Genomic DNA, 15,539 nt, shown 5'->3' with positions numbered 1-15,539 from the left:
TTACTTGATTCCGCCGGTCGTTAGACCGGTCTTCCAGTAGCGCTGCAATAGAAGGAAGAGGGCCACAAGTGGCAGCACTGACAAAAAGGCCCCGAAGATGAGAATGTTGGTAGGTGCCGGGTTGCCCGTCTGAATGGTCGCTTGCCACGTGACGAGTCCGACGGCTAACGGCTGTTTCTCGGGCGTGGTCAACATCATTGTTGGCAATAGGAAATTGGCCCAGGTGCTCACGAACTGGATAAGGAACACCGTGGCCAGTGCGGGGGAGATGATGCGCAGCACGATCTTGAAGAAAATGCCGGCTTCACTCGTGCCGTCCAGACGAGCTGCTTCGAGCACCTCGGTGGGTACGGTTGCCGAGTACACACGGCACAGGTAAATGCCGAAAGGGTTGATGAGACTAGGCAGGATCATCGCCCAGATTGTGTCCACCAGACCGACCTTTGAGAACATGAGATATAACGGGACGGTCAGCAGCATGATCGGCAACAGGGTCGCCGCCAGCACACAGTTAAACACCGCATCTCGCCCACGGAACCGGAACTTGGCCAGCGCGTACCCGGCCATGGCCGAGATCAGTCCGGCACCCACCCCGGCAACTAGCGAGTAGAAGATGGAGTTTCGCAGCCAGCGGAAGTAGATGCCTCCGTCGCGGTGGACGATGTCGGTGAAATTTTCCGCAAGACTGAAGTCATGGAACCAGAATGGATTACCCGAGTACAGCCCACCGTTGCTTTTCGTGGCCGAGACGAGAAACCACCACAGCGGGGCAAGAAAATACAGCGCAGCGATGATCATGACGACCAGCATCGAGGCTCCGGTGAGGCCGAACTGTGGTTTGCCTCCCTTGCCGCGGTTGCGCTTGACCGGTGGCACGACACCTGTGGTGCCGTGGTCCGTCGACTCCATGAGGTTCTGCTCACTCATCGAAGGCACCTCCGCGGCGTGACTGTAACTTCAGGAATCCGAACGAGGCCACCAGGGTGATGACGGCAAGAATGACGCTGCGAGCAGCAGCACCGAAGTAGTCACCCGTGGTTACTAAGTTGTAGACCGCCATAATCGGGCTGAAATCGGGGTCGATGCGGGGCGCGGAGTTTCGCAGGATCGCGGGCTCGTTGTACAACTGGATGGTGCCAATAATGGAAAACACTGCGGTCATGATGACTGCGGGGCGCACCATCGGTACCTTGATCTGCCAGGCGGTGCGCCAAGAGCTGGCACCGTCGACATGGGCAGCCTCGAGGATTTCGTTGGGCAGGGCCTTCAGGGCGGAGTAGATGACCACCATGTTGTAGCCCTCAAAGCCCCATGTGATCATGTTCCCTACCGAGATAGGTACTACCGACGGGGCTAACAGGTTGAGGTTCAGACCCATCTTCTGGAACAACGAGGTGAACGGTGACAGCTGCGGCTGGAGCAGGAAGGTCCACATCAAGGCGCTGATCGCACCGGGCACCGCGTAGGGCAGGAAATAGGCCAGCTGGAATCCCTGCCGGGCTTTCACCCTACGGGCGTCCAGCAATAATGCCAGACACACTGAAAACAGCAGCATGAGCGGTACCTGGACCACGCCGATGAGCAATACTCGCCCGATTGACAGCAGAAAGTGGGAATCCTGAAAGGCTGCCGTGTACTGGGAGATTCCGGCGAACTGCGGCGCGGTGTGCCCGCTGGGGGCGTACAGGAGTTTCTTCTGTCCTGGCTTCAAGAAACTCTGCATGATCGTATAGGCGATCGGCAACACGAAGATGAAGACGAACAGCAGCAAAGCCGGGAACAGGAACAACCACGGCGCCAGCTTGGGTTGGGTGGAGGAGTGGCGGCGATGGCCGGATGTGGTGACGACTTTCATACGGTGGCTCCATCGATATCTTTGAGCAGGCGAAGCAAATTGGCGGTCAGAGACCGGTAAAAATCAGGCTCCAAGGGGTAACGGTGATCCAGATCGGCGGTGGATCCGGGGGCCAAGTGTTCGATGAGGTCGACGATGGTAGGGCGGCCGACCGCATCTTCGACACGCCGCAACAGTCGGACGTCCTCGTGGAGCTGTGCGAGAACCTTCAATCGCAGCGAAGGCACGAGGGAACCATCGACACGAGGGTAGATGACCGAGCTATCACCGGAGGGAAAAGCCAAGTCAGCCGAGGTGTCGGCGTTGGGATCGACGAGGTAGCGCGAGAACTGATCGAACCAGAAGTTGAGGGCCCAGTGCAGCAGACCGGGGGTGTGGTGCCACCACAGCAGCAGTCCCAGGGCACGTAGCCGGGTGAGCGGCATGCCGAGATGGCGATTCGGTTCCCAGAAAGTCGAGGCGCAGGAAGTGTAGACCCACATGCCGTCAAGTCCAGCGGCCTCGCACTCGAGGAGGTGTCCGTAGATGGTCACCGGAACGTCGACGACGGTGGCGAACCTCGGATCGTCCACGGCGTCGATGACGGTGGCCCCGGGGACGGTGCGACGTACCATGTCGACGGCCTTACGGTAAGAGGTGTACTGATTGGCCCGGGGCTCATCCGAGACATGCCAGTACAGTGCATCAGACCAGCCATGGCGTCGTGACCACTGGTCTAGGGCCGGCAACAGGATGGCCAGGAAATCGCGGTACCCCTCAGTAGGCAGATGGGAACCGAAGAGGTGGTTGCCGTCGGCATCGTAGACGTCAGCCGGACGGTCGACTTCCCCCTGGCAGAACAGATGGGAGAACTCGAGGTGGGTGATACCGTGACGTCGAGCGATGCGACTCCAACGATCCAGACGGTCAAAGTCGAAGCTCCAGCGGTCGCCCTGACGGTGCACGACGACCAGCTGAGTGGCCAGCGGCGGACTGGTGGGATCGACGTCGATAGGAGGGGTCAGTATAGGGGTGAACAGGGTGTCGACGCCCGCGCTGGCAGCCAGCTCGACGGCTTTGTCAATGAGTCCCAGTGGCGCTCATCGAAGGCCTCCACGCCGGACCACGCCTGAAGCGCATCAACGTGGATCCACTCGGAGTGGTGGAAGCTCGCCACGGTCCCGGTCACCGAGACCACTTCGAGGCGTTGCGTGGCGTCGGCGATGATCCCGTCGTCGTCGACAAAACGAATGTCTAGGGTGTGACTTCCGGGGTCAAGTGGGGCCGTCAGTTCCACCACCAATGACTGCCACTGGTCAGGCAGGAACCGGGTCCCGAAGCGTCCTAGCGGGTCAAGTCGGTCGGGTACTAGGCCGGGGACGTCGATTTCGTAGACGCCACCGGATTCCGGGTAGCGCACCAGCGGAGCAGCAACCTCCATGACGCGCCAGCAGTTGGCGGCGATCTCATGATCGTCGACCAGCACCATGACGGAGGCGGTGACGCGGTCGTACACATGTTCGGAGCCTTCCGCGCCACACCGGTAGGCGACTTGGACGCGCACCGCCTGATCGGAGGCGAACCATTGCTCTGACAGCGATTGGGGCACGGAGTCTGGACGTACGCGAGTGGAGAGATCGGTTACCACCGCTGTACAGCTCTCACGCACGGCTTTCCTCCATCTTCATCGATGCGAGTCCCGTCGGGGCGACGGTGTCCACGATGTTTAGAAAGAGTAATTCGTAACTTGATCTGGGGCAAGTAAGCTGAGCCTGAAAATGGACGGATTTTCGTGGAAAGCTGGTTCCTGATGGGTCAAGGACGCTCCGACGGTGCTGAACAGCTTGGCGGCAGGTCGCTGACCGACTTGCGCGACCATAACCAGGCGGCAGTACTGGATTGTCTGGTGACGGCAACTCAGCCCGTGACGATCCGACGTCTCCAGGAGCTCACCGGTCTGACCCGCCCCACCGTCAGTGCCGCCATGAACTCGCTCCTAGAACAGGGCGATGCCCTCGAGCGGGAATCGATGCACGCCGGGGGCAGGGGAGGGCGTCGCTCCCGGATGTTTACGCTGAACGCCACGAAGAGGGTTCAGGCCGGGGCGGCCATCCGGTTGCAGGGCGTCGAGCTAGGCCTGGCCGACTGGCACGGTGAGATGTTGACCAGCACGTCGCGACCTCTACGTGGCGGTTCCCCCGGAGCTTTGCTTGACGAAGCCCTCGATGATCTGCTACAAGAGCTGGGCCTGGATTCCGTTGACACGATGGTCATCGGTGCCCTCGGTAGCGTCGGACCGGACGGTCGGTTGCGTCACAATGAGTCCCTGCCAGAAATTTCCGACCCTGACTACTTTGCTGCCCTTCATGACGGGCGTGTGGGTAATGTCATGATCGAGAACGACGCAGTGCTCGCTGCTCTGGCTGAGCAGCATGTGCGTGGCCTGGCGGACACAGAATCAATGATCTCGCTGCTCATCGATGCCTCGGTGGGAGCCGGAATTATCCTCGACGGACGCGCCATTCGCGGTTCTGCCGGGTATGCCGGCGAAATGAGTTACCTGCCAGGGTCAGGGTGGGCTACCGCGCACCTGGATCTGGTCGACGTTGCTGCCAGGCACGACGTCTCGGCCGAGGCATTGTTTGAACTTGCTGGATCACCACACGCCCCCGTCTGGGCTGAGCAGGCCGTCGACGCTTTTGCCGACGCCATCGCCCCGGGGGTTGCTGCACTGTTGGCTGCCCTCGATCCTGGACTACTGGTCATCGGCGGCCATGCTCGCCCGGCCCATGTTCGCATCGCTCGTCGGTTGCGGGCCAGTCTTCGCGACGATCTACCTCATCTGCCATACATTGAGGCGTCCCGAGCGGGTGCTCATGCTGTGGTCCAAGGAGCTGTGGAGCTTGCTTTGGCGCAGCTGGAGGCCTCGACTCGACAAGTCTGAGTGCGGGTCTGACGAAGTTCCGAAAGAGATCTTGACAACTCTGGTGTGACGGCGTTGACTGTCACATGCCATTGGAGCCGACGACATGGTCGGCACGTGATGAGGGTCAGCAAGGCTGCTGGTTCTCACCTGATGGTCCCAGCACCGCACCGTAGGAGAGCCGATGAGGTTTCGTACCGCTGTCACCCTGGCACTGTTTGGAGCGCTCATTGGCGGTGCTCCAGGCGCAGTCGCAGCCCCCACCGCTTCCGCCACGACCACCACGACCTATGTAGATTGTTCGGCTCCCACGCCCGGCAGGGGGACCGAAACGAGCCCGTTGAACTCCCTAACCCAGCTCAAAAGTGCCTTTGGCCCAGGCAGGAAAGTGCTGTTGCGTCGTGGTAGTACGTGCGTTGGCACTGTCGTCATCAATGCCTCCGGACGCGCCGGTGCCGACACTCTACTAGGTGCCTACGGTGTGGGGAAGACTCCGGTGATCGACGCCAAGGCCTCGGCGCACAATCCGCGTTCGGCCATCGAGGTCGACAACAAGTCGCACTTCGTCATCCAGGACCTCACCGTTCGCAACGGCTATTTCAATGACATCTCCGTCGAGGCTCACAACGGCGAACACATCACCGGTGTGACGATTCAGAGGGTCACCGCGCAGCAAAACGTCTGGACCGGGGGTGCCAACTCGGTCACGAAGAACATGTGGGTCATGGGCGTTGGCGGGATCTCCGTCATGCCGTGTTCGGCGAAGGCGCAGATTTCTCAGGTCACCATCAACAAGGTGGAGGCCAGCCACACTCAGCACGCTGGGGTGCAGCTCGGCTATCACCAGCTGTACCCGTGGTCGGATTTTGAAGCAGGGGTCGCCCGCGATGGCTATTCGGTGCTGACCTGCTTCGCTGCTGACGCCAAACCCTACCCGCACGTGACTCCGCGAGACGGCATTAAGAACGCCGTGATCGCCAACTGGTCACTGCATGACAACGACGCCATGGGAATCGGTGTCTTCGGGGCGACCGACGTCGTAGTACGCAAGAACGATCTGTACCGCAACGGCTCGGGACGCAACCCGAATCCGACCCCCGGAAGCAACACCATGAACGGCGCAGGCGCTTGGTGGGACACCACCCAGAACGTCACCGCTGAGTGGAACAACGCCTGGGGAAACCGTGAGGGGTGGACCGGCAACGATGGCACCGGCCTGGACGCCGACCGCAACACCGTCAACTCGGTGATCCAGAACAACTACCTGCACGACAACGCCAACTATGGTGTATCGGTCATCTCGGCGCAGAACAAGGCCAGCGCCACGATCCGCAACAACGTCATTGTCGGCAACGGACGCACCTTCGGCAGCGCCCCCGAAATAATGGTGTCGTCCTACGACGACGGCTCCGGCATTCCCGGGCAGGTGAGTGGCCTGTGGATCTACGGCAACACCATCTTCCGCGCTAACAACGAGGGAAATGGTGCGGGCATCCGATTACAGGCCCCGTTCACGACCGATACGAAGGTGGGCATCGTGAACAACATCATCCGTGTCAACGGTGCACCGTACAGCTTTGACGCCAACGGGAATCGAGCAGTCGGGCGTCCTGGCAACGTCGTCACCCACAATCTCACTCATCCGAATTCCAACTGGCCCGGTGACATCAACGGTTTGCCGGGGTTAGCCGACGAGACCGCCCGGGCCCATGATTGGCCTACCGGAGGCCTGTACCGACTGGGCCCCACGTCCCCCGCCATTGGCAGGGCGCTTCCGCTGTCGAATGACGTCCTGCCCGGCAATACTGCACCGATGGAAGGACTCGTCGACTTCTGGGGAGTGGCGGTGCCGACCGACGGGTCCCCGTTCGCGATCGGGGCTGACATCCACCGGACGATCGTTCCGCCCACCACGGCACCCTCGTCCCTCCCGTCGATGCATGCCGGAAAGGTCCCGGGGAATCCAGCCGTCGCTATCACCGCTCTGTCCGGTAAGAAAATTGTTGTCGGGTTGAGGGCGCTGCCCAAGACTGGTGTCTGAGCATATGAGGTGAGATGGTTCGCCCCGTACGACATCACGGCTAGGTGATTGTAGGTGCGTTCAGGTTCTGCCCGTAATGCACCGAGGTCGGTTGACGATCGATAAGCTAGGGGCTATGAGAGATCCTGCAGACATCGAGTGCTGGCTGACCGACATGGACGGCGTGCTCGTCCACGAGAACCATGAGGTGCCTGGCGCCAGCGATCTCATTAATCGTTGGGTTGACACCTCGAAGCGATTCCTGGTTCTGACCAACAACTCCATCTTCACCCCGCGTGACCTGGCTGCCCGGATGCAGGCTTCTGGTTTGACGGTGCCGGAGGACAATATTTGGACTTCCGCCTTGGCTACCGCCCATTTCCTAGCCGACCAGCAGCCCGGCGCGCGCCTATACGTTATTGGCGAGGCTGGCCTGACGACGGCCCTGCACGAGGCCGGGTTTATCCTCACCGACATCGACCCTGACTACGTCGTCCTCGGAGAGACTCGTACCTACTCCTTTGAGGCCATTACCCGGGCCGTTCGATTCATCGTCGACGGTGCCAGGTTTATCTGCACTAACCCCGACGCGACTGGCCCCAGCAAAGAGGGCCCGCTGCCTGCCACCGGTGCCGTCGCCGCGATGATCGAGGCTGCCTCGAAGCACAAGCCATACATCGTCGGAAAACCGAACCCGATGATGTTCCGCTCGGCTTTGAATCGCATTGAGGCCCACTCTGAGACCACCGCCATGATCGGTGACCGAATGGGTACCGACATGGTTGCTGGTATGGAAGCTGGGTTGCTGACTGTCCTGGTGCTCTCGGGTATCACCAAGCGTGAAGAAGTCGAACAGTACCCCTACCGTCCTAACATCATTCTTGATTCGGTAGCCGACCTCAACGAGCTCATCTGAAACATCGACGAAATGCTGCGACGGCGGTGAACGTGACGTTCGCCGCCGTCGTGTCGTATCCGGACGTTCCTGGGGCTTTTACACCTGCCAGGGGATGACGACATCCTCGGGTGCCTGCGGGTGGCCATGTCCTTCGAGAACCCGCCCCCACGTCTCAACCCCGTCAGGAGCTAGATCGCGTGGCAGCCGGGCCGCGATGTCACGCAAGTGGTCCTTGAGGTGTTGCATCTCGTCCATGTCCTCGCGGGAGGCTTCTTCTTTGAGCCAGGCCTGTTCGAGTTGCCAACCGCGCACTCGAGTGCGTACCGCATCCTTGATGAGTTCGTGCTCGTCGGGGCCCGGCGTGATGTGCTTCTCTGCCGAGCACATCCAGCCGTAATCGCGGTTGATACGCAGCAATCCAGGGTCGACCGTCATCGAGTCGTGTACTGAAATCTCGGGACCGATGACGACGGCGCCAGCGTTGAGGGCATAGGCTACCTCGTCTCGCTCGGTCTCGTCAGTCAGGATCGACACCGTTCTCATTACTAGATCAAGCATGTTGCGAGAGCCAAAATCGGACTCTCGTGCGGTCCCCTGCGGCGAACACGTGATGATGTAAGGGTTCGTCACACCAAGGTGCCCGATTGCCATCTCGGCGGGCACATTTTCCCGCAGACCACCGTCGACGTAGTGCTCTCCGTCGAGGTCAACGGGACGGAAGACCCCGGGAATGGAGCAGGAGGCGAGTACCCCGCGAGAGACATCGAAGGTTGAGGAGCCGATGGGGTTGTTGTCACGGTCGACGAGCACTCCTGACTCGGTCATGTATCGCAACTCTCCGGATTCTAGGGCGACTGTGGCAATGCGTACCGACATTCCTGAGGTTGCCAATAATTCGGATTTGAAGAAGCCACGATCGAGCAGTTTCGCCAAGATAGGTCCGGCACGATAGGTTGACGCCGAGGTCTCAGCCCCTCGCACGATCGTCGAAATATCACCGCCGTCGCGACTTAATCGGGACAGGGCTGATAGCAACTGCAAGATGACACCTGGGGTCCAGGAACCACCTGTAATGGGGTCGTCACGAGTGGCGATTTCCAAGGTCCTTGCCTGACCGGTGAGGCGGTCGTCGTCACGGCCGGCAACAGGTTCTGCGGGGTCAGGGACTTTCGTCTGCTCCGGGCCGCGATGAAATGGCAAGCTCAGCCAGGGACGTTGGCTCTTTGTTTTAGCGGCTTCCCGGTTGAGCAACGACATCCATTCCGGGCCTATTTCGAGCAACCGAGAAAACCATGCCCGCGGCGTGAACATGTCGGACTGATCGGTCATCTCGAGCCACATCGCCTCTAGCTGACGCAGTGCCGCCGATTGCTTGGCTGGATCGGTCCATTGAGCCAGGGTACAGGCCACAATTGACCCGGCCGAAGTGGCCACCATCGAGGTGGGGGTAATCCCGACGACGTCATAAAGGTGCCGCAGCGCACCCATCTGGAAGGAGGCTCTGGACCCTCCCCCAGCAAGGACTAGACCCTGCTGGGGGGTTCGGCTCCCCAATCCGAATGCGAGGGTAGGGATACCGAGCCACGAGGGGAGTTCCATAGCTCAATCCTACGAGCTTCGTCGAAGCGCGCTCAGGAAGCCGCCTCGACGGTCTCTTGGATGGCCTTGATGGTGCTGGCCAGGTGCTCTTGCTCCCAGTCATCCAGCGGCACCTCGAGGATGCGTTCGACACCCGTGGCGCCGATAACGCACGGCACGCCCATAGACACGTCGCCGTCGTGACCGTATTGGCCGTGCAAGGTGGTACAAACCGGGTAGACGGCGTGTTCATTGAGGAGGATAGAGCGCGCAATGGTGATGGCCGATTGGCCGATGCCAGCGCTCGTCCAGCCTTTCAAATTGAATACGGCAGTACCGGCATCGTTAATGCGCGTGGTCAGCTCGTCGCGGTCCATCGGGTCTGCATCGAAGAGCTTGGCCAGCCCGTCGAATCCGACGCCGCCGACATTGACTCCAGTGAACATCGGGAACCCGGACGGGCCATGCTCGCCGATCATGTAGCCACGCACATAGTCTGGATCGACGCCGAGATGGTCGGCGACCACGCGACACATGCGGGCCGAATCAAGGATCGTTCCGGTGCCGAGCACCAACCCCTGCGGGTGATCGAACTCGGTGCTAGCGATATGGACCAAGGCATCAAGAGGGTTGGAGCAAATGATGATGGCTGCGTCGTGGTTGCGGCTGGTGATCTGCGTCATGGTGGAGCGGATGATCTTGCCGTTAGTGGCGGCCAATTCACGCCGTGCAGCGCCGGTTGCCGGGCCGTTGGACGCGTCGATAGACGGGCCGGCAGTCATGATGATGACGTCGGCATTAGACAGGTCGTCGTAGTCACCGGCGTACACGGCGACATTGGTGACGTTGGGCAGTGCGGTGGCGTGATGCTGATCGAGGGCCTGACCGGCGGCCAACTTCTCATTGACGTCGATGACGCAAATCTCACCGAAGAGTCCACTCATCATGGCGTCGGACAGCACTGCATCCCCGACTCGGCCGACCCCGATAATCCCGAGCTTATGTGGCTTGATGGGCATAGAAACCTCCTGCAGTCGTCACGAAGTACCTTCGCAGTACATGCTTACATCTCCATCATTCACCAGGCAGGTTTCAACTTCGTGACGCCCCTCCGCCATAGTGGTCGTGCCGTGCGGTGCGCATGGCCGTCCCTTGGTCGTTGGCTATGCCGACATTGCGTTCCGGACAGATGATTGACCGTCCTGTTTGGGGAGTACAGATGGGGCTGGGACAATGCTCGGGTGACGACGATTCCCGACATTCCCGCGGTCACCTCGCGGCACCGGCCGCCGGAGGATCTTAGCCGTTTTGCATGGTTGTCAATCGCGGCAGCCATCGCAACGATCCTGCTGAAGACCCTCGCTTGGCACATTACTGGATCGGTCGGTCTGCTCTCGGACGCTGCCGAGTCCTTGGTGAACCTTGTGGCGGCAATTATCGCCCTGGTCGCGTTGAAGGTATCGATCCGTCCACCGGACATGAATCACCAATTCGGTCACTCGAAGGCCGAGTACTTCTCAGCAGGTGCCGAGGGGATGATGATCTTCATCGCCGCCGCGGTCATCGTATACAGCGCTGTTGAGCGGTTCCTCTATCCGCGCCCCATCGCGGACGCCGGTGTCGGCCTTCTCGTGTCGGTACTGGCCTCGGTCATCAACGGGGCAGTGGCGTGGGTTCTGCTTAGGAATGGTCGCAAGCGTCGATCGATGACACTTATCGCCGATGGCAAGCATCTCCTTACCGATGTGTGGACCTCCCTCGGCGTCCTGGTAGGAGTCGGACTGGTCTGGTTGACGGGGTGGCAGCGGCTCGACCCGATCGTCGCCTTCGCGGTAGGGATCAACATCCTTGTCACCGGGGCCAAACTCGTGAGACAGTCTGGTACTGCCCTGCTCGATGTCTCCTTGCCCGAAGAGGATAACGCGGCTATCCGGGACTTCCTTGCCGCCCATTCCAATGACCACCTGACGTTCCATGCGGTGCGCACCCGAGAGGCCGGGTACCGACAATTCCTCGAGTTCCACATGCTCGTTCCGGGTTCCTGGACGGTCAAGCAGGGCCATGACGTTATGGAGGACCTTATCGATGAAATCCTTGAAGAATGGCCTGAGATGAGAGTGAGCGGCCATTTGGAACCCATCGAGGACCCGCGTTCTTACGAAGATATTGACGTCTGACCCGGGTTAAGGTCGAACATGATGATTCAGTCAATGCAGCGTCTGACAGATGTGAACGTATGGAGTTGAGCGAGAGGAGCCCACGATGGCCGAGGTGAACGGCAAAGTCGTGACAGTGCCCGATTGGGACCAATACTTCCTGGGTATAGCGGAGGCTGTCTCGGCACGCGCCAAATGCACCCGTCGTCGAGTGGGGGCCTTGCTCGTCCACGAGCATCGCATCATTGCCACGGGGTACAACGGAGCTGCTCCCGGTCGTCCGGACTGTCTGGAGGGGGCTTGCCCGCGGGGCCGGCTGGATTATGGCGAGGTGCCGGCATTCTCCGACTACGACGTGCCCGGTTCCCCCGGGTTCTGCATAGCCATTCATGCCGAGATGAACGCGTTACTCTTCGCCACTCGGGATACTGCCGGGTCCACGGCGTACGTGACTGATAAGCCGTGTTCTGGCTGTCGCAAGGCGCTGGCGGCAGCTGGTGTTGTGCGGGCAGTGTGGCCCGACGGTGAGCTTGGTGAAGACGATCTGGTCAACTGGCAGCTGTGACAGCCACCGTCCTCGTCAGAAGGCCAGTCTAAGAATGTGAAACGGTGGTGCCTGGACGAACCGGGCACCACCGTCTAATAGGTTCAATCGTTAGAGAGCTGGGAGACTTTCGGGTCCAAGGCTTTTTCCGCCTCGGCGGCGACGACCTCCAACTCGGCCCCCGTCGATGCCATGACGGCCGCGACTACAGCCCCCTCGACCAGCGGGGCAGTGGAGATCTTGACCTTGCTAGCGATATCGGCATCGAGGAGGTCTAAGGCCATCTCGGCCGAGAGAATTGCCGATCCGATGTCGACGAGAACGAGGATCCCGTCACAATTGCCCACTTTTTCGATTGCTGCGCTCACTGCGGTGGCGTCGGTACCTAACGTGGTGTCATCAAGACCGGCGGCAACTTCGATGGGTGGAATTTCCGGGCCGGGCAGCATCTGGGATGCCAGGTCGGCCGCAGCTCGGCCTAATGGGCAGCTATGGGAGACAATGACGATTCCGACGCCTTGGTCACTCATGATCGGCTCCTGATAGGCAGTGTGCTGCGGACGCCACGAGCAGGGCCATCGAGGTGGCTCCTGGGTCCTGGTGCCCCTTGCTTCGTTCTCCAAGGTATGACGCTCTGCCGCGACGAGCCACCATCTCGATAGTCGCATCGCGGCCTTCGTTAGCGGCTTCGGCTGCCTTAGCGAGCGCCTCGGCGGCAGAGCCATCGTCAGCAGCAACTTGTTTAGCGGCGTCAACGGCGGGGGACAGGGCGTCCACCAGGGTTTTGTCGCCGACCTCAGCCTTGCCACGGGCCACGATGCCAGCCAAGCCAGCGTCGAGGGCATCGGCGAGCAGCTGGGCAGTGGGCTCGCCGTCGGTTTTGATAACCGTCGATAGACGCAAGAAGAAGGTGCCGTAGAGGGGGCCTGAAGCGCCACCGACGGTGCTCACCAGCGTCATCCCCGCCTTCTTGAGGAGCCCAGCGGCAGACGCGAAGGGCTCGGGATCAAGGGCGGCCACTGCGGTCATTCCGCGAGCCATATTCGATCCGTGGTCAGCATCACCGATCTGACGATCCAGGTCAGTGAGCTCATTCGCGTGTTCCGAGATGACCGCCGAGTAGTTCTTGAGCCACTCGGAAACAGTTGCGGCAGAAATTTCAGACATCAGCATCCCCATCGAAGTCCAGGAGTCTCCACCGGGGCATCCCACAGTGTCAGGAGATCGTCGTCAGCGGAGAGTAAGGTCAAGGAACATCCTGCCATCTCTAGGCTCGTAATGTGATTGCCGACCAGGGTGCGGGCAACCTTGACGCCTTTTCCCGCCAAAATTTTGGCGATTTCTCCCCACACGAGGTACTGCTCGATGAGAGGGGTGCCGCCCATGCCGTTAAGCATGGCAATGACCGGGGTTGTAGTGAAGTCACGGTCAGCCAGGATGGGTTCGACGATCTGGGCAGCGACCTCGGCGGCAGTGCCCAACGTGGCGGTTTCGCGACCAGGCTCACCGTGGATGCCGACGCCCATTTCGATCTTGTTCTCGTCGAGGTCGAAAGTGGGCTTGCCGGCCGCCGGGACAGTGCAGGAGGTCAGGGCCACACCAAACGAGCGGCCACCGTCATTAATGCGTTGAGCAAGCTCGAGCAAGGCGTCGAGATCGCGCTTGTCCTCGGCAGCTGCGCCGAGGATTTTCTCGGCCAGCACCGTCAAGCCGACCCCACGACGCCCAGCGGTGTACAGGGAGTCCTGTACGGCAACATCGTCGGCGATCACAACGGACTCGACGCGGGTGCCAGCCTCCATCGAAGCCATCTCGGCAGCCATATCGAAGTTCATGACGTCACCGGTGTAGTTCTTAACGATGTGGAGTACGCCAGCCCCACCATCGACGGCCTTGGTGGCCTCGGTGATCTGGTCGGGGACGGGGGAGGTGAAGACCTCGCCGCAGCATGCGGCGTCGAGCATCCCCCGTCCGACGTAGCCCAAGTGCAGCGGCTCGTGTCCGGAACCGCCACCAGAGACCAGACCAACCTTTCCGTTCACCGGACAACTGGCGCGCAGCACTATGCGATGGTCGAGATCGACTTTCAGGCAGTGTGGGTGGGCGGCCGCTACGCCGCGCAGGGAATCAACGACGACATCCTCGACAGCGTTGATGAGTTTCTTCATGGCACTAGTGAACCATCTTGACCCCGGTTTTCCAGGGGCTCGATCAGATGGATTAACGCACTCACTTGCTGTGGCACAACTGGCTAACTCACTTCGTCTGCTGGACGTAGTCGATGGTTACCTTGCCGCGTACCTGTCGCAGCCACGGGGCCCGCTTGGAGGGATCGAACACGACCCGGATGCGGTCGTTGTGCATGATGACGGCGGTGATGACCACAAAGGTGATGCCTAGGCTGATGGCTCCCCAGGCGACCGTGGCGCGCGGTCCGATGGCATTGCCGATCCACCCGACGACCGGGGAGACGAGCGGGGTGCCGCCCATGACTAGTGTTGCCCACAGGCTCATGACCCGGCCACGCATGTGCGGAGTAACCGAGGTCTGCACCATGGCGTTGGCGGTGATGAGAGTCGAGATGGCTCCCCACCCGACGAACATCTTGAGCACGGCGAAGATGCCGTAATTCGGGGCCAGGGCCGACAAACCCATGCTGACGCTGTAGACCAGCAGGGCCAGCTCGACCCAGCGCAGCCGCGGCCTGCGTCGAGCCGCTCCCAGAGCGGCAACCATCGAGCCGATACCCATGAGCGAACCGAGCAGACCGTACTCGCCAGATCCCTTGCCAAAGGCCTGAGTCGCCATGACCGCATCGGAGATGTTGAAGTTGAAACCGAAGGTTCCCATCATGAACCCGATCGCCAGCAGGATGACGAGGTCGGGGCGACGCTTGACGTACCGGACGCCGTCGCGCACCCGTGCCTTCTCGGCTGAGGGTGGGGACACGTAGAGACGGTCAGCCCTGATGAACAACAGGGTTGTGATGAACCCGATGAAGCAGAGGACGTTGATGGCCATCACCCAGCCGACTCCCACGGCGGCGATGAGCAGGCCACCGACGCCAGGGCCGAGCAGGCGGGCGCCGTTGAAGGAGGCAGAGTTGAGGCTCACGGCGTTGGGCAGGTTCTTCAGTGGGACGAGCTCGGAGACGAAGGCCTGGGTGGCCGGGCTGTAGAACGCGCCGGCGAGGCCATCCATGGCTGCGATGACGAACACCATCCACAGGCGCACCGCCCCGGTGAGGACGAGGGTGGAAAGAATCGCGGCGTCAATCGCCAGAACGATCTGCGCCGTCACCATGATGCGACGCTTGGACATTCGGTCAGCCAAAGCGCCAGCCCACGGCGTGACGAGCAGGATGGGCGCGAAGTTCACCGCCATCACCCAACCGAGCACCGCCGCATTGCCGTGGGTCAGAATGACGAGCACCAGCCACGACTGGGCGGTACGGGCCATCCACTGCCCCATGTTCGTCAGGAGAGTGCCGGAGAAGTAGATCCGATAATTCGGAATGCTCAGGCTGGCGAACATGGTTCTCACGGTGACGACTCCTGCCGAACTCGAGTGGGGTATCGGGCATCTG

At 60.9% G+C, this 15,539-nt stretch carries 14 protein-coding genes and 1 pseudogene; 6 read left to right on the top strand and 9 right to left on the bottom strand.

Annotated features, from left to right (window positions below; all coding sequences use genetic code 11):
* The 3 genes and pseudogenes from CPA42_RS10415 to CPA42_RS10405 form a co-directional block, all read right to left on the bottom strand.
* Nucleotides 1-927, bottom strand: a complete 927-nt coding sequence (locus CPA42_RS10415) for a carbohydrate ABC transporter permease (protein ID WP_002515383.1) — start codon at nucleotides 925-927, stop codon at nucleotides 1-3.
* Nucleotides 920-1,855: a carbohydrate ABC transporter permease gene (locus CPA42_RS10410; RefSeq protein ID WP_002515394.1), complete on the bottom strand. Its 936-nt coding sequence runs from the start codon at nucleotides 1,853-1,855 to the stop codon at nucleotides 920-922. Before CPA42_RS10410 ends, CPA42_RS10415 begins: the two co-directional genes overlap by 8 nt.
* A pseudogene (locus tag CPA42_RS10405) lies at nucleotides 1,852-3,443 on the bottom strand (DUF4091 domain-containing protein). The gene CPA42_RS10410 and the pseudogene CPA42_RS10405 overlap by 4 nt, the downstream one beginning before the upstream one ends.
* A gap of 201 nt (nucleotides 3,444-3,644) precedes the next feature.
* Here CPA42_RS10405 and CPA42_RS10395 point away from each other — a divergent pair.
* From CPA42_RS10395 to CPA42_RS10385, 3 genes are all read left to right on the top strand, one after another.
* On the top strand, nucleotides 3,645-4,778 hold the full coding sequence (locus tag CPA42_RS10395) for an ROK family transcriptional regulator (protein WP_002515425.1): 1,134 nt from the start codon (nucleotides 3,645-3,647) through the stop codon (nucleotides 4,776-4,778).
* Between the two features lie 163 nt (nucleotides 4,779-4,941).
* Nucleotides 4,942-6,798, top strand: coding sequence for a right-handed parallel beta-helix repeat-containing protein (locus tag CPA42_RS10390; protein ID WP_002519579.1), 1,857 nt, complete (start codon nucleotides 4,942-4,944; stop codon nucleotides 6,796-6,798).
* A 76-nt stretch (nucleotides 6,799-6,874) separates the two neighbouring features.
* Complete coding sequence (locus tag CPA42_RS10385; protein ID WP_002515362.1) at nucleotides 6,875-7,693, top strand: HAD-IIA family hydrolase; 819 nt, start codon at nucleotides 6,875-6,877, stop codon at nucleotides 7,691-7,693.
* A 78-nt stretch (nucleotides 7,694-7,771) separates the two neighbouring features.
* Here CPA42_RS10385 and CPA42_RS10380 read toward each other — a convergent pair whose 3' ends face one another.
* Together CPA42_RS10380 and CPA42_RS10375 are read right to left on the bottom strand one after the other, a co-directional pair.
* Nucleotides 7,772-9,274, bottom strand: coding sequence for a patatin-like phospholipase family protein (locus CPA42_RS10380; RefSeq protein WP_002515399.1), 1,503 nt, complete (start codon nucleotides 9,272-9,274; stop codon nucleotides 7,772-7,774).
* A 32-nt stretch (nucleotides 9,275-9,306) separates the two neighbouring features.
* Nucleotides 9,307-10,272, bottom strand: coding sequence for an L-lactate dehydrogenase (locus CPA42_RS10375; RefSeq protein ID WP_002515406.1), 966 nt, complete (start codon nucleotides 10,270-10,272; stop codon nucleotides 9,307-9,309).
* Between CPA42_RS10375 and CPA42_RS10370 the strand changes: the two genes are divergently transcribed.
* The 3 genes from CPA42_RS10370 to CPA42_RS10360 all read left to right on the top strand — a co-directional run bounded on the left by CPA42_RS10370 (nucleotide 10,255) and on the right by CPA42_RS10360 (nucleotide 11,974).
* A complete protein-coding gene (locus CPA42_RS10370) occupies nucleotides 10,255-10,446 on the top strand; it encodes a hypothetical protein (protein ID WP_002515398.1) in 192 nt (63 codons plus the stop codon). The genes CPA42_RS10375 and CPA42_RS10370 overlap by 18 nt on opposite strands.
* Nucleotides 10,447-11,430 (top strand): cation diffusion facilitator family transporter, encoded by a 984-nt coding sequence (locus tag CPA42_RS10365; RefSeq protein ID WP_002515434.1) that lies wholly within the window; start codon nucleotides 10,447-10,449, stop codon nucleotides 11,428-11,430.
* A gap of 85 nt (nucleotides 11,431-11,515) precedes the next feature.
* Nucleotides 11,516-11,974 (top strand): deoxycytidylate deaminase, encoded by a 459-nt coding sequence (locus tag CPA42_RS10360; RefSeq protein WP_002514951.1) that lies wholly within the window; start codon nucleotides 11,516-11,518, stop codon nucleotides 11,972-11,974.
* A gap of 83 nt (nucleotides 11,975-12,057) precedes the next feature.
* Here the strand turns inward: CPA42_RS10360 and dhaM are convergent, their stop codons facing one another.
* The 4 genes from dhaM to CPA42_RS10340 form a co-directional block, all read right to left on the bottom strand.
* The gene (dhaM, locus tag CPA42_RS10355; protein WP_002514950.1) at nucleotides 12,058-12,483 is read right to left on the bottom strand and encodes a dihydroxyacetone kinase phosphoryl donor subunit DhaM; all 426 of its coding nucleotides are present in this window, start codon (nucleotides 12,481-12,483) and stop codon (nucleotides 12,058-12,060) included.
* Complete coding sequence (gene dhaL / locus CPA42_RS10350; RefSeq protein WP_002515400.1) at nucleotides 12,476-13,132, bottom strand: dihydroxyacetone kinase subunit DhaL; 657 nt, start codon at nucleotides 13,130-13,132, stop codon at nucleotides 12,476-12,478. The genes dhaM and dhaL overlap by 8 nt, the downstream gene beginning before the upstream one ends.
* Entirely contained in the window at nucleotides 13,120-14,121 is a 1,002-nt protein-coding gene (gene dhaK / locus CPA42_RS10345) for a dihydroxyacetone kinase subunit DhaK (RefSeq protein ID WP_002515376.1), read from the bottom strand. The genes dhaL and dhaK overlap by 13 nt, the downstream gene beginning before the upstream one ends.
* Before the next feature lie 88 nt (nucleotides 14,122-14,209).
* On the bottom strand, nucleotides 14,210-15,487 hold the full coding sequence (locus CPA42_RS10340; RefSeq protein ID WP_002520111.1) for an MFS transporter: 1,278 nt from the start codon (nucleotides 15,485-15,487) through the stop codon (nucleotides 14,210-14,212).
* Nucleotides 15,488-15,539 lie beyond the last annotated feature (52 nt).

It is taken from the genome of Cutibacterium acnes (assembly GCF_003030305.1).
Classification (GTDB): domain Bacteria; phylum Actinomycetota; class Actinomycetes; order Propionibacteriales; family Propionibacteriaceae; genus Cutibacterium; species Cutibacterium acnes.
Note: the sequence above shows the minus strand (reverse complement) of the source record. Positions and strands in the feature narration are given on the sequence as shown.